11 protein-coding genes are annotated in these 16,987 nt (G+C 70.1%); 8 read left to right on the top strand and 3 right to left on the bottom strand.

Features of this window, described 5'->3' with window-relative positions; translation table 11 throughout:
• Nucleotides 1-75: 75 nt before the first annotated feature.
• Nucleotides 76-810: a class I SAM-dependent DNA methyltransferase gene (locus ON30_RS35470; protein ID WP_040714963.1), complete on the bottom strand. Its 735-nt coding sequence runs from the start codon at nt 808-810 to the stop codon at nt 76-78.
• A 245-nt stretch (nt 811-1,055) separates the two neighbouring features.
• Here ON30_RS35470 and ON30_RS35475 point away from each other — a divergent pair, with 245 nt between their 5' ends.
• A complete protein-coding gene (locus ON30_RS35475) occupies nt 1,056-2,621 on the top strand; it encodes a sensor histidine kinase (RefSeq protein ID WP_051030461.1) in 1,566 nt (521 codons plus the stop codon).
• A gap of 87 nt (nt 2,622-2,708) precedes the next feature.
• Here the strand turns inward: ON30_RS35475 and ON30_RS35480 are convergent, their stop codons facing one another.
• Nucleotides 2,709-3,038: a histone-like nucleoid-structuring protein Lsr2 gene (locus ON30_RS35480; RefSeq protein WP_040714857.1), complete on the bottom strand. Its 330-nt coding sequence runs from the start codon at nt 3,036-3,038 to the stop codon at nt 2,709-2,711.
• A 484-nt stretch (nt 3,039-3,522) separates the two neighbouring features.
• On the bottom strand, nt 3,523-3,990 hold the full coding sequence (locus ON30_RS35485) for a MarR family winged helix-turn-helix transcriptional regulator (protein ID WP_040714859.1): 468 nt from the start codon (nt 3,988-3,990) through the stop codon (nt 3,523-3,525).
• Between the two features lie 198 nt (nt 3,991-4,188).
• On the opposite strand from ON30_RS35485, the gene ON30_RS36855 reads away from it, so the two are divergent.
• The 7 genes from ON30_RS36855 to ON30_RS35520 all read left to right on the top strand — a co-directional run bounded on the left by ON30_RS36855 (nt 4,189) and on the right by ON30_RS35520 (nt 16,947).
• Nucleotides 4,189-4,857, top strand: coding sequence for a TetR/AcrR family transcriptional regulator (locus ON30_RS36855; RefSeq protein ID WP_051030462.1), 669 nt, complete (start codon nt 4,189-4,191; stop codon nt 4,855-4,857).
• Between the two features lie 517 nt (nt 4,858-5,374).
• Entirely contained in the window at nt 5,375-10,834 is a 5,460-nt protein-coding gene (locus ON30_RS35495; RefSeq protein WP_040714861.1) for an ATP-binding protein, read from the top strand.
• 446 nt (nt 10,835-11,280) lie between these two features.
• Nucleotides 11,281-12,543: an ABC transporter substrate-binding protein gene (locus ON30_RS35500; RefSeq protein ID WP_174387645.1), complete on the top strand. Its 1,263-nt coding sequence runs from the start codon at nt 11,281-11,283 to the stop codon at nt 12,541-12,543.
• A gap of 86 nt (nt 12,544-12,629) precedes the next feature.
• Nucleotides 12,630-14,636 (top strand): ABC transporter permease, encoded by a 2,007-nt coding sequence (locus ON30_RS35505; protein ID WP_040714863.1) that lies wholly within the window; start codon nt 12,630-12,632, stop codon nt 14,634-14,636.
• Nucleotides 14,629-15,441, top strand: coding sequence for an ABC transporter ATP-binding protein (locus ON30_RS35510; RefSeq protein ID WP_083911921.1), 813 nt, complete (start codon nt 14,629-14,631; stop codon nt 15,439-15,441). The genes ON30_RS35505 and ON30_RS35510 overlap by 8 nt, the downstream gene beginning before the upstream one ends.
• Entirely contained in the window at nt 15,438-16,193 is a 756-nt protein-coding gene (locus ON30_RS35515; RefSeq protein ID WP_051030463.1) for an ABC transporter ATP-binding protein, read from the top strand. Before ON30_RS35510 ends, ON30_RS35515 begins: the two co-directional genes overlap by 4 nt.
• Nucleotides 16,194-16,260: 67 nt before the next feature.
• The gene (locus tag ON30_RS35520; RefSeq protein ID WP_040714865.1) at nt 16,261-16,947 is read left to right on the top strand and encodes a TetR/AcrR family transcriptional regulator; all 687 of its coding nucleotides are present in this window, start codon (nt 16,261-16,263) and stop codon (nt 16,945-16,947) included.
• Nucleotides 16,948-16,987: the final 40 nt, after the last annotated feature.

Below are 16,987 nucleotides of genomic sequence, written 5' to 3' on the forward strand. Positions count from 1 at the left end.
TCGCGCACCCCGGTCCGAAACCCCGCCCGGTGTCGGACCCGATCGGGTGAAGTGGTGCGGCGTGGTGGCGTGGCGCTACCGGTCGGGTTTGCGCCAGACCGAGACGTGGGATTCGCTGTCGCCGGTGAAGGGCGCGCCCGACCAGTCGGCGTGGCGCTGTTCGAGGGTCAGGCCCGCGAGTTCGGCCATCAGATCGCATTCCGAGGGCCACACGTAGCGGAAGTTGCTGTGGCCGTAAGTGATCGATCCGTCCGGGCGATGGTGGTAGTGGTGCGAGGCGCCCTGCTGGGTGGTCATGTCGTAGGTGTCGAACCCGGCGTGGTGCGCGCCGACGTGGAACGGCACCGCGGCTTGACTCGGCGGGAATCGGCGGATGCCGGGCACCCACAGTTCGATGACGAAGCGTCCGCCCGGCGCGAGATGCCGCGCGGCATTGCGGAAGCAGGCGACCTGCTCGGCCTGGGTGCGCAAGTTGCCCAGACCGTTCCATACCAGCAGGACCAGGGAGAACGCGCCCGGCACCGTGCTGGTCGCCATATCGCCCACCACCACCGGGATGTCGGCGCGCTTGGCGCGCAGTCGCTCGGCCATCGGCGCGGACAGTTCGATCCCGCTCACCGCCAGGCCGCGTTCGCGCAACGGGACGGCGACCCGACCCGTCCCGATCGCGAACTTCAGCACCGGTCCCGCGCCCGCGAGGTTCGCCAGACGATCGACCGTGGCGTCCAGTATCTTGGGGGTGGACATGAACGCGGTGTCGCGGTCGTAGCGTTGCGCGGTTTCCTCGTCCCAGACGTCGCTGCTCACCATCAGGGTCACGCTTCCGCATCGACACCCGTGCGCGCCAGTGATTTTCGCGTCGCCGCCGACCGGGCGCAGGACGGCGCGACCGCGACCGCACGCGGTGTGGCAGAGTTGGCCGCGCGTGTGCCGGGGACGGCGCAGGCCGCGCAGTGATCGTTCAGGGCCTGCGGTCGAGGCGCCTCCGGCGGAGGCGGCCCCGCGACCGGGTGTGCGATGACTGGGCGTCGGGCTCCTCGAGATCAGGACCAACGATGATTTCCCGTTCCCGGGCCGGCAGGCCGCTGGTTCGCAGGTTGACCGTGCAGGCGTGGCTGCGACTGGCCCTGGCCTTGATGGTCGCGCTGGTGCTGATCGGCGGCGCCGCGGGCGCGCAGGTGATCAGCCAGACCAGGGATCGCACCGCCGAACTGGTGAACCACGTGCAGCCTTCGGTGGTCGAGGCCTACCGTTTGCAGGCCGCGTTGGTGAACCAGGAGACCGGGGTGCGCGGCTACGCGATCGCGGCCGTGCCGAGTTTCCTCGAACCGTTCGAGAACGGGGTGCGCGAAGAGCAGGGCAGTGCGAACCGGTTGCGCGAACTGCTGATCGACCACCCCGCGCTGACCGCCGACGTGGACGCCGTGCAGGCCGCGGCGCGCCAGTGGCGCGAATCCTATGCCGAACCGCTGATCCGTTCGGCCCGTCCGGGGAACAGCGAAGCGGGCAAGGCCGCCTTCGACCAGGTGCGGACGCGCGTCGCCGAGCAGAACGCGCGGCTCGAGCGGGCGCGCGTCACCGCCCACGAGGACATGACGCGCAGTCGGACGATCCGCAACGGTGTGCTGCTCGGGTCGGTGATCCTGGTCCTGCTCGCCGTGGCGGCGACCTTGGTGATGGCGCGGCGGCACGTCGCTGATCCGTTGCGGCAGTTGGAACATGCCTCCCGGCGCGTCGCGTCGGGGGAGTTCGACCACCACATCCCCGCGCGCGGGCCCTCCGACGTGGCGACGACCGCGGCGGCGGTGGAGCAGATGCGCGAACGGGTGGTCGCGGAACTGGCCTCGGCGCGGTCCACCGAAGCCGAGTTGGCCAGACAGGCCGCCGCGCTGGACGCGCAGGCCATGGAGTTGCGGCGCTCGAATCTCGAACTCGAGCAGTTCGCTTACGTCGCCTCCCACGATCTGCAGGAACCGCTGCGCAAGGTCGCCTCGTTCTGCCAGTTGCTGGAGAAGAGATACGGCGACCGACTCGACGATCGGGGGCGGCAGTACGTCGACTACGCCGTCGACGGGGCCAAACGGATGCAGGTGCTGATCAACGACCTGCTCACCTTCTCGCGGGTCGGCCGCGTCGATTCACCGGCCTCCTCGGCCCCGGTCACCTTGGACGCGGCGTTGGACGCGGCGCTGGGCAATCTGGCGGTGGCGCTGGAGCGTTCCGGCGCGCGGATCGTGCGTCCCGCCGAACTGCCCGCGCTGACCGGGGACGCGACGCTGCTGGTGATGCTGTGGCAGAACCTGCTCGGCAACGCCGTCAAGTTCGCCCATCCCGACCGTGCGCCGGTGATCGTGATCGAGGCCGAGCACACCGGCGAGGACATCCGGGTCACGGTGAGCGACAACGGCATCGGGATCGAGGCGGAGTTCGCGGAGAAGGTGTTCGTGATCTTCCAGCGCCTGCACAACCGGGGAGAGTACGAAGGGACCGGCATCGGTCTGGCGATCTGCCGCAAGATCGTGGATCACCACGGCGGCCGGATCTGGATCGACACCGACCACGTCGAGGGCGCGCGTTTCTGTTTCACGCTTCCCGCGCCGGTCGCCGCGACGGCGTCCTGACTCTTCGTCGCGCGGGTCGACGCGGGATGGGCGGTGCCGAGCGCCCCGTGGACAGTGCGGGGCGCGCCGGAAACGGGCGGACGGCGCTCAGTGCGCTTTCTTGTACGCTTCGACGACGTCGGCGGAGATGCGCCCGCGATTGGAGACGGCGAGATCGTTCTTGCGCGCCCACTCCCGAATCTTCTGGGTGTCCTCCCTTTCGGCGGCGGGCTTGGCCTGGCTCTTGGTCCGCGGCGCCCGGCCGACCCGGCGCGCGTTGCCGCTCCACTTCTCGAACACCGCGCGCAGCTTTTTCGCGTTGAGCGTCGACAGGTCGATCTCGTAGGCAACGCTGTCGAGTGCGAAACTCACCGTTTCCTGGGCGGGTGATTCGCCGTCGTAGTCATCGACCAGTTCTACGATAACTTTGCGTGCCACAGAGATTCCTTCGCGGGGTAGGCGATCAGTTGATCTTCATGGTAGTCCGACTCCGCGCGAGAGCGGTGATCGCGCCCCGTGCTCGCCCGGTGGTCCCCGGGCAGGTCGTCGCCGTGGCGCGGTCGGCGGGGGTTCCGCATCTCCTCCCGAGAGGTAATACCTACCGGTCGGTTATTGAGAGAACCGTTCCCGGAGTCGCCATGTCGTACCGCCGGGTGTGCGACGACATCCGCACCCGGACAATCGCTTTCGCCCACCCGTGATATTCGGTCCTCGACCGGGTGAACCGTTCTCCGGCGCCCCGCCCGGGAAATGGCCGCGGCTGTCACGGGGGTGCTGCGGGCGGAAAGGTGACCGGCCGTCGGGGGAAGTCATCCGGAAATAATGGTGACCGCTCGGGATGACGGCGTGAATTGTCCGCTTCATCACCGCGCATCGGACCGCGCAATGCTTTGATACCCGAATGGTCGCCGTGCGGGAACAATCACTCGCGGCCGGGATCGAGCGCGCTCACCATGCGGTCCAGATCGGTCAGCAGCGCGCGCAGTCGCGCGGGCGGGATCGCGGCGACCATCGTGGTTTCGAGGGAATAGACGGCCTTGCGCGCGGCGCGGAGTCGCGCGCGTCCCGATTCGGTGAGGTGGACCGGCAACGCGCGGCCGTGCTCGGCGGTCGCGGGCCGGGTGATCAGACCCGCCTGTTCGAGTCCGCGCACCACGATCGCCGAGGACTGACGGGTGACGAAGGTGCCGCGCGCGAGTTCGGCGCCCGAGATTCCGGGGCGTTCGTCGAGCAGTTCCAGGCACGAGTACTGCGGCACGGTCAGGTCGTGGTCGCGCAGCGCCTGATCCATCCGCGCGCGCAGTGCGGCGGCGGCGCGTTTGAGTCGGTAGCCGACGTGTTCGGTGACATCGGCGGCCGGGTGGGGCGGGAGCGCCTCGGAATCCTCCATGTCAATACTTTGACATATCGACCGGGCGGGCCGCCCACGACGCCTGAGGTCCGGCCGCGAAACATCCACGCCGGCGGCGCTTTCCGGGTGGAAAGCGCCGCGGGCCGCTGTCTTGACGGTGTGTCGGCGGTGCCCTAGCCTCGCTGCGGTGAACAGTGATCACCGTTCGACGGTCGCTCTTCTCCGCCCGGCGTCGCGATGACCAAGCGCGGGCTGTCCCGGGAGCGGTTGGCCGACATCGCCCACGGCTACGTCGCCGAGCACGGTCTCGACGCGCTCACCATGCGCAGATTGGCCGCCGCCGCGCAGGTCACCCCGGGAGCGCTGTACAAACACCTGCGCGACCGTCGCGACCTGCAGCGCGCGATGGCCGACACCGTGTTCCGGTCGGTCGACCTGTCCGATATCGACCCCGCGCGCCCCGACCTCGCGCAGATCATCCTGTGCTGTGAACGCCTGCGCGCGGCGCTGCTGCGCTTCCGGGAGGGCGGGCGGATCGTCGCGGGTTCGTATTCGCCGTCTCCGGAGACCATCCGGGTGGCGAGCGCGCTGATGGCGCTGCTGCGCGACGTGGTCGCGCCCGGGTACGGCGTGGGGGAGGTGGTGCTGGTGCTGCGTTCCTACATCACCGGATTCGTCATCGAGGAGCAGTCCTATCTGGAACTGTCGGCCGCGGGGGAGTGGGACGCCGTGGTGGCGCGGATCGCGGGTGAGGCGAACCCGCGCCCGGAGGGGGCCGAGGATCTGCTCGCGATCATGACCGGCGACCGCGACCGCCGCTTCACCGCCGGGTTGCACACAGTGCTCGACGGCAAGGTGCGCGACCCGGCCCGCGCGGCGGATCGAGGACTGCCCCGGCCCGCGTAACGGACCGGGCGGTTCGCGGTTGTCGGCTTCTCTGGAGCGATCGGATTCGTCAATCGCCTCCGACGCGCGCGTTCCCCGCCGCGGCGCGGATTCGTCGATTTCCGCCCGGATCGCCAGGTCAAAATACGCGCGTCCGAGCGCTCGCGCGAAATACCGATCAGTAATGTGGGATTCGCGCTCGGAAACGAACTCGGCCACGGGGTGGGAAGATTGACGCGGGTCCGGGCTGGCTCTAATCTTCGCCTGGTGAACGATGCTCACCATGCGGCGTCGGGGTGGCCGCCGCGTGTTCCGCCATCGCCGCGATTCCGGGTAGCCAGGTGCGTGATGCTGCCCTGACGGTCGCGGTCGGCGAACCATCCGGATTCGCGCCGGGCCGTTCCCGACGTGTTCCACGTGAGGATACGGCCGAGTAACCGCCGGACAAGTGTATTTGTGACGGCCGGATGTGCGAAAACGGGTATTCACCCTTTTGCCCGTCGAACGGGCCATTACTTCGGAGAGGAAGGAACGGCGAGTGTTCAGCCGCATCGCCATTGTGAACCGGGGAGAGGCCGCTATGCGCCTCATCCACGCGGTCCGAGACCTGGCCGCGGAAACGGCACGTTCGATCGAGACCATCGCTTTCTACACCGATGTCGATCGAAACGCGACGTTCGTCCGCGAGGCCGACATCACCTACGACCTCGGGCCCGCCTCCGCGCGTCCCTACCTGGACCTCAAGGCGCTCGAACGCGCCCTGGTCAGCACCGGCGCCGACGCGGCGTGGGTCGGGTGGGGCTTCGTCGCCGAGGACCCGGCCTTCGCCGAACTGTGCGATCAGATCGGCGTGACCTTCATCGGTCCCGATGCCGAGGCGATGCGCAAGCTCGGTGACAAGATCGGCGCGAAGCTCATCGCCGAAGAGGTCGGCGTCCCGGTCGCGCCCTGGAGTCGCGGCCCGGTCGAGACCGTCGAGGCCGCGCTGGCCTCGGCCGCCGACATCGGCTACCCGCTGATGCTCAAGGCCACCGCCGGCGGCGGCGGGCGCGGTATCCGCGTCGTCACCGACGAATCCGAACTGGTCGACGCCTACGAGCGCACCCGCCAGGAGGCGGCGCGCGCCTTCGGCAGCGGCGTCGTCTTCCTCGAGCGCCTGGTCACCGGCGCCCGCCACGTCGAGGTCCAGGTGATCGCCGACGGGCAGGGCACGGCGTGGGCGCTGGGCGTGCGCGACTGCTCGGTGCAGCGGCGCAACCAGAAGGTCATCGAGGAATCGGCTTCGCCGGTGCTGCGGCCCGAGCAGGTCGCGGACCTGAAGTCCTCGGCCGAGCGCCTGGCCGTCGCGGTCGGGTACCGCGGCGCGGCCACGGTCGAATTCCTCTACCACCCCGGTGACGAGCTGTTCGCCTTCCTCGAGGTCAACACGCGCCTGCAGGTCGAGCACCCGATCACCGAGCTGACCACCGGTTTCGACCTGGTGCGCGCGCAGATCGCGGTGGCCTCGGGCGAACGCCTCGAAGGCGAGCCCCCCGCCGAGCGCGGCCACGCCATCGAGGCCCGGCTCAACGCCGAGGACCCGGATCGCGACTTCGCGCCCGCACCCGGTCGCATCGCGCGCCTGGACCTGCCCGCGGGCCCCGGCGTCCGCGTGGACACCGGCGTCAGCGAGGGCGACACCATCCCGGCCGACTTCGACTCGATGATCGCCAAGATCATCGCCTACGGCCGCAACCGCGACGAGGCCCTGGGCAGGCTGCGCCGCGCGGTCGCCCAGACCCGCGTCATCATCGAGGGCGGCGCGACCAACAAGAGCTTCGTGCTGGATCTGCTCGACCAGCCCGAGGTCATCGACGCCTCCGCCGACACCGGGTGGATCGACCGCGTGCGCGGCGAGGGCCGGTTGGTCTCGCACCGCAACTCCGCGGTCGCGCTGGCCGCCGCCGCGATCGACGCCTACGAGGACGAGGAGCGGGCCGAACGGCACCGGTTGCTGTCCACCGCCGCGGGCGGTCGTCCGCTGGTGCAGCACCACGCCGGCCGTCCGCTGGATCTGAAACTTCGTGGTGTCGGCTACCGGGTGCGGGTCGCGCGCACGGGCGCGCACCGTTTCCGCATCGGCATCGAAGCGGGCGAGGACATCCACACCGCCGACGTCGACCTGGTCCGCTTCGACCGCCACGCCGGTCAGATCGTGGTCAACGGCAGCACCTTCCGCGTCACGGCGGGCACCCACGGCCCGATCCACATCGTCGACGTCGACGGCGTCACCCACCGGGTCAGCCGCGACGAGGGCGGCGTGGTCCGTTCTCCCGCGCCCGCGCTGGTGGTCGCGACGCCGGTGCAGGTCGGCGACGAGGTCGAGGCCAACGCGCCGGTGCTGGTGCTGGAGAGCATGAAGATGGAGACGGTGCTGCGCGCGCCGTTCAAGGCGCGCCTGAAGGAAGTCGCCGTCTCCGTGGGCACCCAGGTCGAGACCGGCGCCCCGCTGCTGCGGCTCGAGCAGATCGTCGACGACGCCGCGGCCGAGGAGGACACCGCCGCGCCGACCGTCGAACTGGACCTGCCCGCCGTCGACACCCGGGTCCGGCCGCACGACAAGCTGGCCCGCCGGTCGGAGGACCTGCGCGGGCTGCTGCTCGGCTTCGACGTCGACCCGCACGACGACCGCCGCGTGGTCGAGGACTACCTCGACGCGCGCCGCGCCGCCGTCGCCGACGACCGCAGGCCGCTGGCCGAGGAACTCGAACTCATCGACGTCTTCACCGATCTGGCCGAGCTGAGCCACAACCGGCCCTCCGGCGAGGACGCCCAGGGCCACGTGCACAGCGCCCGCGAATACTTCCACACCTACTTGCAGAGCCTCGACGTCGAACGCGCCGGTCTGCCGGAATCGTTCAAGGCCAAGCTGGCTCGGGCGCTCGGTCACTACGGCATCACCGAACTGGACCGGACGCCGGAACTCGAGGCCGCGGTCTTCCGCATCTTCCTGGCCCAGCAGCGCACCGACACCGTGACCGTGGTGACGACGCTGCTGCGCGAGTGGCTGCGCGAGCCGATGCCCGACCGCGCGCTGCGCGAACCGGTCGGCCTGGCGCTCGAGCGCCTGGTCGCCGCCACCCAGGTGCGGTTCCCGGTCGTCGCCGACCTGGCTCGCGGGCTGGTCTACGGCTGGTACGGTCAGCCGCTGCTGCGGCGCAACCGCGCCCGCGTCTACACCGACGTCCGCCGGGCGCTGAGCTACCTGGACGCCAACCCGCGGGCGGCCGACCGCGCCGACCGCATCTCGGAGATGGTGCGCAGCACCGAACCGCTGGTGCGCCTGCTCGGCCAGCGCCTGGTCCGGGGCAAGGACGACAACACCGCCATGCTCGAGGTGCTGACCCGCCGCTACTACGGCAACAAGGGCCTGACCGATGTGCGGACCCACGACGTCGGCGGCTGCCGCTACCTGATCGCCGAACGCGACAGCGCGAGCCTGGTCTCGGCCGCGGTGCGTTTCGACGCCCTCGGCGCGGCGGTGCGCGGACTGGCCGAACTGTCCGGTGACGCGGCCTCCATCGACGCCGACATCTACCTCAGCTGGGAGAACCAGCCCGCGGACTTCGACGCGATGGCCGCGGCCCTGCACGAGGTGCTCGGGGCGCAACCGCTGCCCAAGCAGGTGCACCGCATCACCGCGACCGTCGCGGGCAGCGACGGCGCGGTCATGCACCACCACTTCACCTTCCGTCCGTCGGCCACCGGCCCGACCGAGGAACGGCTGATCCGCGGTCTGCACCCCTACATCGCGCAGCGGATGCAGATGGAGCGGTTGCGCAAGTTCGACCTGACCAGGCTGCGCTCCTCCGACGACGAGGAGATCTACCTGTTCCGCTGCGTGGCGAAGGAGAACCCGGCCGACGACCGGCTCATCGCCTTCGCCCAGGTCCGCGACCTGGCCGCGCTGCGCGAACACGACGGACGACTGCTCGCGCTGCCGACCGCCGAGAGCACCATCGCCACCTGCCTGGACTCGATCCGGCGCGCGCAGTCGCAGCGGGCTTCGGGCAAGCGGCTCAACACCAACCGCATCGTCATGTACATCTGGCCGCCGCTGGATGTCACCCGCGAGGAGTGGGAGACGATCGGCGGCCACGTGCTGCCGACCACCGCGGGCGCGGGGCTCGAGGAGATCGAGTTGATCGCGCGCGAGCGCGACGCGCGGACCGGCGAGCTGACCAAGGTGTCGATCCGGATCAGCTTCGACGCCGCGGGCGGCACCGTGGTGACCGTCGGCGAGCCGTCCGACGCGCCGCTCGAGCCGCTGGACGCCTACCGGCAGAAGGTGCTGCGCGCCGCGGGCCGCAACGCCGTGTACCCCTACGAATTGACCGGCCTGCTCGGTGATTTCGCGGAGTACGACCTGGACGCCGAGCACGCGCTCGTCCCGGTGGACCGGCCCAAGGGCCGCAACTCGGCCGCGCTCGTCGCGGGTGTCATCACCACGCCGACCCCGAAGTACCCGCAGGGCGTGTCCCGGGTGGTGCTGCTGGGCGATCCGACGAAATCGCTGGGCGCGCTGTCGGAACCGGAGTGCAGGCGGGTCATCGCCGCGCTGGATCTGGCCGAGCGTCTGGCGGTGCCGCTGGAGTGGTACGCGCTGTCCTCGGGCGCGCGCATCTCGATGGAGTCGGGCACCGAGAACATGGACTGGGTGGCGGCCGCGCTCAAGCGGATCGTCGAATTCACCCAGGACGGCGGCGAGATCAACATCGTCGTCGCGGGCATCAACGTCGGCGCGCAGCCGTACTGGAACGCCGAGGCGACGATGCTCATGCACACCAAGGGCATCCTGGTGATGACCCCGGATTCGGCGATGGTGCTCACCGGCAAGCAGGCGCTGGACTTCTCCGGCGGCGTGTCGGCCGAGGACAACTTCGGCATCGGCGGCTACGACCGCGTCATGGGCCCCAACGGCCAGGCGCAGTACTGGGCCCCGAATCTGGCCGCGGCGCGCGACATCCTGATGGCGCACTACGAGCACACCTACGTGGCTCCGGGCGAGCAGGCGCCGCGGCGCTCGCGCACCGAGGACGCCGTCGACCGCGACATCTCCGATTTCCCGCACGTGTTGGCGGGCAGCGATTTCACCACCGTCGGCCAGATCTTCTCCGCGTCGGCGAACCCGGATCGCAAGAAGCCCTTCGACATCCGCACGGTGATGCGCGCGGTGTCCGACCAGGACCACCCCGTGCTGGAGCGCTGGGCGGGCATGGCCGACGCCGAGACCGCGGTCGTGCAGGACGCGCACCTGGGCGGAATCCCGGTGTGCCTGCTGGGCATCGAGTCCCAGGGCGTGCCGCGCCACGGGTTCCCGCCCACCGACGGCCCGGACACCTACACCGCGGGCACGCTGTTCCCGCGGTCGTCGAAGAAGGCGGCGCGGGCCATCAACGCCGCGAGCGGCAACCGCCCGCTGGTGGTGCTGGCCAACCTGTCGGGCTTCGACGGCTCGCCGGAGTCGATGCGCAAGCTGCAACTCGAGTACGGCGCCGAGATCGGCCGCGCGATCGTCAATTTCGTGGGCCCGATCGTGTTCACCGTGATCTCCCGCTACCACGGCGGCGCGTTCGTCGTCTTCTCCAAGGCGTTGAACCCGAATATGACCGTGCTGGCGCTCGAGGGTTCGTTCGCCTCGGTGCTGGGCGGCGCGCCCGCCGCGGCCGCGGTGTTCGCCGGTGACGTGAACAAGCGCACCGCGAGCGATCCGCGGGTCTCGGACTTGGAGGCGCGGGTCGCCGAGGCTTCCGGTCCCGAACGCGCTTCGCTCATCGCGGAATTGGACGAGATCCGTTCCTCGGTGCGCGCCGAGAAGTTGGGTGAGGTGGCCGCCGAATTCGACGGCATCCACAACATCCAGCGCGCGGTGACGGTGGGTTCGGTGGACGCGGTCATCCGCGCCGCCGAGTTGCGCCCGCGCATCATCGAGGCCATCCAGGTGCGCCTGGACGGCTGACGCGCGCAGTCGGCGTCCCACGACGGGCGGCGACCGCGGTCGGAGGTGTTCGATGGACACCGCCCGGCCGTCGGTCGCCGCCCGTCGGCGTTTCCATAGCCGAATCACATCACTTCGGAACCGAACCCGTTGTGAACCCGCCCTATGGCGTCGGGTGTCCGCGGGTGTGTCGGCTTCGATTCGCAGTCCTCGAAATCGGGCATCTCGCCCATAGCGCGCGGCATCCTACGCGCCGCAAGGCATCTCACCTCGGGTTTTGTCGGGAAAGTGAGAGATCGGATTTAGCTTGACACTTGTGTAAGGCCGCGTTAACTTCTAGTGGCCCAGGTCACAATGGTGATCGGGTGGCCGGATCGTCGAACGCGCGATCCGGTGACGTTCCACTAGCTCGACGGGGTGACCCGGGCGTTGTTCGCCGGCGCAACCGGCCTGGAAAGGCATGCAGAATGGGAATCAGAACCGGCCGGATCGCCGCCGCGGCATTGGCCGTCGCGTGTGTGCTGTCCGTCGCCTCCTGTAGTGACGACAGCAAATCCGACGCGGGCGGTGGCAGCACCGCGATCGCGCCCGGCAACAAGGCCACCGGTGCGCCGATCAAGATCGGCCTGTTCAACCCCTCCAAGGGCCCGGCCACCCAGGCCGGTGTGACCACGGGGAAGAACGCCGCCGTCGAATACATCAACAACCAGATCGGCGGCATCAAGGGCCGTCCGATCGAGGTGGTCGACTGCGGAATCGACAACACCTCACCGGAATCCACGATCTCGTGCGCCAACCAGTTCGTCCAGGCGGGCGTCGTGGCCGCGCTGGACGGCTTCAACGCCGAATCCTCGGCGGCCATGCCGATCCTGACCTCCGCGGGCATCCCGATGGTCGGCCAGATCCCGTTCAACACCGCCACCGGCGCCCTCACCGAGAACCGGGTGTTCTTCGGTCCGCCGCCCGCGGCCTTCCTCGTCGGCTTCCTCCAGTCGCTCAAGCAGGCCAACAAGACCACGCTGACGCTGGTCAACTCGGATCTGCCGCAGGCGCATCAGGTGTTCGACAACCTGCTGACCCCGCTGGGCAAGCAACTCGGCATCGACGTCAAGAGCGCCTACTACCCGCCCGCCGGACCGAACTTCACGGCGCTGGCCACCACCATCGCCGACGGCAATCCCGCGGCGGGCGGCCTGATGACCGCGCCCAACGACAACACCTGCAACAAGCTGGCCCAGGCCCTGCGGTCGGTGAAGTACACCGGCACGATCTTCCTCGCCGCGTGCACCGAATTCATCGACACCCTCGGCGCGCAGGCGGTCGGCGCGCAGTCCTACTCGCCGGTGTGGCTGCCGCCCGCCATCGAGTCGGCTCCCGAGCCCGCCAAGACGAATCTGAAGACGGCCCAACAGTTCATCGACAACGCGGGCGGCACCGCGGGCTTCTACGCCTACGGAACCTTCTCGCTGTTCGTCGATTTCGCGCAGGCGCTGAGCGCGGGCGCCTCGACCGAGGTGACCGGGCCCGCGATCCTGGCCACGCTCAAGGGGCTGACCGACTACCAGAGCTTCCTCGGCCCGAAGCTGAACTGCGGCAAGGCCACCTCGCCCAACTGCACCACCGACATGCTGCTGTTCGAGGTGACCGCGGACAAGAAGACCGCACCGGTCACCGGCGGGTACATCACGCCGAGTCCCGAAGTCCTGAAATTGATCCCGGGCGCGGCCTGACCGTCTCGGGGTGACCGTGGGGGCGGGTCGTCGGAGAGATCCGGCGGCCCGCCCCCACCCCTCGCTATCACAGAAAATCAGGGCACATGGGCCAGTTCTTACAGTTCGTCTTCCTGGGTCTGTCGACCGGCGCGGTCTACGCCGTGCTGGCCTCCTCGCTGGTCGGCGTGCACGCCGCGACCGGGATCATCAACTTCGCCCAAGGCGCGTTCGCGCTGTGGGCGGTCTACGTCGTGGCCGCGTTGCGCACCGACGGGACCTTCGTCCTGCCGATCGGCAGCATCCCCCTCGGCAGCGAAGAGGAACCCACGCCGATGCTGCTCGCCGCGGTGCTCGGCGTCGCCTCGGCGGCGGTCTGGGCGCTGCTCGCGCACGTGGCGGTGTTCCGCCCGTTGCGTCACGCGCCCGTCCTGGCCCAGGTGGTCGCCTCGGTGGGCCTGATGCTGTTCATCCAGGCGCTGGTGGGCCTGCGCTTCGACACCGAGAACCTGTTCGCGCTGCCGATCCTGCCGGAGAACACGCTGACGGTGGCCGGCGCGCTGATCAACGTCTCGGACCTCATCCTCGCGGGTATCGCGATCGCCGTCGCGGTCGGCCTGCGCGCCTACTTCGCCTTCACCACCGCGGGCATCGCCACCCGCGCCGGGTCCGAGGACGAACTCGCCGCCCGCCTGACCGGCTACTCCCCGGACCGGCTCGCCGCGATCGTGTGGGGGCTCACCGGCGCCGCCTGCGGCCTGGTCGGCGTACTCGCCGCCTACACCATCGGCATCAACGAGACCAGCTACACCTTCTACGTCATCCCCGCGCTGGCGGCGGCGCTGGTCGGACGGCTGTCCTCGTTCGGCGTCGCGTGCGCGGCCGGTCTGACGCTCGGTTCCTTCCAGGCGGTCATCCTGTGGGTCGATACCAAGGACCTGTGGCCGAACTGGGCCCAAGCCGGTCTCGGCGACGCGGTGCCCTTCGTGATCGTGGTGGTCGCGCTGTTCCTGCTGGGCGGCAAGATCCCCGCGCGCGGCTCGCTCGGTTCGGTGAAGATGCCCGCCGTGCGGATACCGCGCATCAGGATCGTGCCGACCGCGGCGGTCTTGGCCATCGCCGTGGCCGCGATCCTGTTGACCACGGGCACTTGGCGTTTCGGGGTGGTCACCTCGATCATCCTGTCGCTGATCGCGCTGTCGCTGGTGCTGCTGACCGGCTACCTCGGCCAGATCTCGCTGGCCAGCATGGCTTTCGCGGGCACGGCGGGCTTCGCGCTGTCGAAACTGGCCGACGGCTGGAACATCCCGTTCCCGATCGGCATGGTGCTGGCCGCCCTGGCCGCCACCGCGCTCGGCATCCTGGTCGGCATCCCCGCGCTGCGCATCCGCGGCGCGCAGTTGGCCGTGGTCACCCTCGCCGCAGCCCTGGCGATCCAGAGCTTCGTGTTCAACAACCCGTCGCTGACACCCGCGCAGGGCAACCTGATCGCCGACCCGACCCTGTTCGGTCTCGACCTGGGCGTGCGCGACGGCACCGACCTGGTCACCCTGCCGTTCGCGCTGATGGTGCTGGTGGTCGTCGCGATCTGCACCCTCGCGGTCATGCGGGTCATGGCGGGCGCGACCGGACGCGCGATGCTGGCCGTGCGCTCCAACGAACGCGCGGCGGCCTCGGCGGGCATCGACGTCGCCGCCACCAAACTGCTCGGCTTCGCGGTCTCGGCGTTCCTGGCGGGCATCGGCGGCTGCCTCATCGGCTACAGCCGCGGCCAACTCTCGGCCGGATCGTTCACCGTCGTGATCGGTCTGACCGTGCTGGCGATGACCTACGTCGGCGGTATCACCTCGGTCTCGGGCGCGTTCCTCGCCGGCACCGTCGGACCCCTCGGCGTCGGCTACGTCTTCCTGAACCAGACCCTGGACCTCGGCGAGTACTACGACATCATCGCGGCGGGCGTGCTGCTGCTGATGGCGGTCCTGAACCCGGTCGGCATCGCGGGAGCGTGGGCCTCGGCCTTCGAGGCGCTGCGCGCGCGCCTGCGAAAACCCGACCCACGGCCGGTCGCCGAACCCGTGGCCGGCGTGGAAAAGGAAGCGGCGGCCCATGTCTGAGAACTCCGCATCCCTGTTGCGCACCGAGGCGCTGTCCGTGCGCTACGGCGGCGTCGCCGCCAACACCGATATCGACATCGCGGTCGACGCGGGCGAGATCGTCGGACTCATCGGCCCCAACGGCGCGGGCAAGACCACCTTCGTCGACGCGGTCACCGGATTCACCGAGGCCACCGGGAAAGTCACCCTCGGCGGTGACGCGCTGAACGGGCTCGGCCCGCACCGCCGTCGCCGCGCGGGACTGGCCCGCACCTGGCAGGCGGGGGAGTTGTTCGGCGATCTCACGGTCGCCCAGAACCTCGCCGTCGCCTTGCAGCCGAGTGGTCTGCGCCGGTTGTTCACCGACCTGTTCGGGCGGTCCGCGCCGCCCGGCGAGGCCATCGACGCGGCGCTGGAACTGGCGGGCGTGCCCGGCGTCGCCGACCGCCGCCCCGACGAATTGACCTTGGGGCAACAGAAATTGGTCGGCGTGGCGCGGGCGCTGGTCGGCGGCAGCCGAGTGGTGCTGCTCGACGAGCCCGCCGCGGGCCTGGACACCCACGAGAGCCGCGAATTCGGGCAGCACCTGCGCCGGGTCGCCGCTTCGGGCATCGGGGTGCTGCTCATCGACCACGACATGTCGCTGGTCCTCGACATCTGCACGCGCCTCTACGTCTTGGACTTCGGCGTCGTCATCGCCTCGGGGGAGCCCGCCGCGGTCCGCGAGGACCCCCGGGTGATCTCGGCCTACCTCGGCGCCGCCGGGGCCGGCGACACCGAACCGGCCGCACCGGCGACCACGCGACCGGCAGGAGACAACGCATGACCAGTCCGGCGACCACCGCACCGACCGTCTCCCAAGGGGAACCGGCGCTGCGCCTGGAGAAGGTGACCGTGGGCTACGGCGGCGTGCCCGCCGTGCGCGACCTCGACGCCGAGGTCCGTCCGGGGGAGATCCTGGCGCTGCTCGGCCCCAACGGGGCGGGCAAGACCACCACGCTGCTCGCGGCCGTCGGCGCGCTGCCCGTGCTCTCGGGCGGCATCACCGCGCTCGGCGCGCCGTTGGACAAGCGCATCGAACGCAACGCGCGGCGCGGGGTGATCCTGGTCCCCGACAGCCGCGGGGTGTTCCACCGACTCTCGGTGGAGGACAACCTGCGCCTGGCCCGTCGCAAGCACGGACCGTCCATCGACGACGTCTTCGAGTACTTCCCGAAGTTGACGACGATGCGGTCACGGCGCTGCGGCACGCTCTCCGGCGGCGAACAGCAGATGCTGGCCTTGGCCAAAGCGCTGCTGTGCGCGCCGAAGATCCTGCTCATCGACGAACTGAGCCTGGGCCTGTCGCCGATCGCGGTGGAGGACCTGCTGCCGCGCCTGCGCCGGATCGCCGACGACCAGCGGATGGCCGTCGTCCTGGTCGAGCAGCACATCGAATTGGCGCTGTCCATCGCCGATTCGGCGGTCGTGCTGCACCACGGCCGGATGGCGCTGGCGGGCTCCGCCGCGGAGTTGCGGGGGCGGCGCGATAAGGTCGAGGCCGCCTATTTCGGAACGGTCGCCGAGACCGGGAGCTGACCCCGACCCGGTGGCGGCACGCACGGCGAGTCCGAGGTGAGAGCCTCGAGGAAACGAGGGAGGGAGCGTGACCGCAACCGGGAATCCGGGTAGGCGGGGCAAACCCGCGCGTCGCAGTACGCGCAACCGCCCCACCGACGCCGAACTGCTCGACGCGGCCCGCGCGGTGATCGCCGAGGTCGGTGTCGACCGCGCCACGATGGACACCATCGCCCGGCGCGCCGACACCTCCCGGGTGACGCTCTACGCGCACTTCGGGTCCCGTGACGCCCTCGTCGAAGCCGTCATCGACCGCGAACTCGCCGCCATCACCACCTGGATGTTCGAGATCTACGACAACGGCGAGACGATGAAATACGGGCAGCGCGCCCGCTATTCGATCGAATCGCTGTTCGAGTACGCGCGCAGACATCCCGACGGTTTCCGCGTCCTGCTCGACAAGCGTTACGACGACGCCCATCCCGGGCGGCGGCTCTCGGCGGCCCTGGAACCGCGCATCGCCGAACGCCTGCGCGCCAACTACTCCGAACGCGGCACACCCATCGACGCCGGCGCGGACACCCTGGCCGCCATGCTGCTCGGCATCAGCCTCGACATCGCCTACCGCGCGGTCATCGTCGCGGGCGCGGACCTCGACGCGGCCTGCGATCTGGCCGTCACCGCGTCGTTGGGCGTGCTGCGCGCCGTCGAACCCGACCAACTGCGGGCCATCGATCCCGCCGATCCTCTCGGCCGCGAGGACCGCGCGGGCTGAGCCGGCGGTGTTCCGTGGATTCCCGTGACCGCGCGGACTG

Origin of the sequence: Nocardia takedensis NBRC 100417, from assembly GCF_000308695.1 — a bacterium.
GTDB lineage: Bacteria > Actinomycetota > Actinomycetes > Mycobacteriales > Mycobacteriaceae > Nocardia > Nocardia takedensis.

Coding starts and splice junctions, on each gene's coding strand:
- ON30_RS35510 (WP_083911921.1), top strand. CDS start 14,629: ATGTCTGAGAACTCCGCATCCCTGTTGCGCACCGAGGCGCTGTCCGTG.
- ON30_RS35505 (WP_040714863.1), top strand. CDS start 12,630: ATGGGCCAGTTCTTACAGTTCGTCTTCCTGGGTCTGTCGACCGGCGCG.
- ON30_RS35470 (WP_040714963.1), bottom strand. CDS start 810: ATGGTGAGCAGCGACGTCTGGGACGAGGAAACCGCGCAACGCTACGAC.
- ON30_RS35515 (WP_051030463.1), top strand. CDS start 15,438: ATGACCAGTCCGGCGACCACCGCACCGACCGTCTCCCAAGGGGAACCG.
- ON30_RS36855 (WP_051030462.1), top strand. CDS start 4,189: ATGACCAAGCGCGGGCTGTCCCGGGAGCGGTTGGCCGACATCGCCCAC.
- ON30_RS35485 (WP_040714859.1), bottom strand. CDS start 3,990: ATGGAGGATTCCGAGGCGCTCCCGCCCCACCCGGCCGCCGATGTCACC.
- ON30_RS35475 (WP_051030461.1), top strand. CDS start 1,056: ATGATTTCCCGTTCCCGGGCCGGCAGGCCGCTGGTTCGCAGGTTGACC.
- ON30_RS35500 (WP_174387645.1), top strand. CDS start 11,281: ATGGGAATCAGAACCGGCCGGATCGCCGCCGCGGCATTGGCCGTCGCG.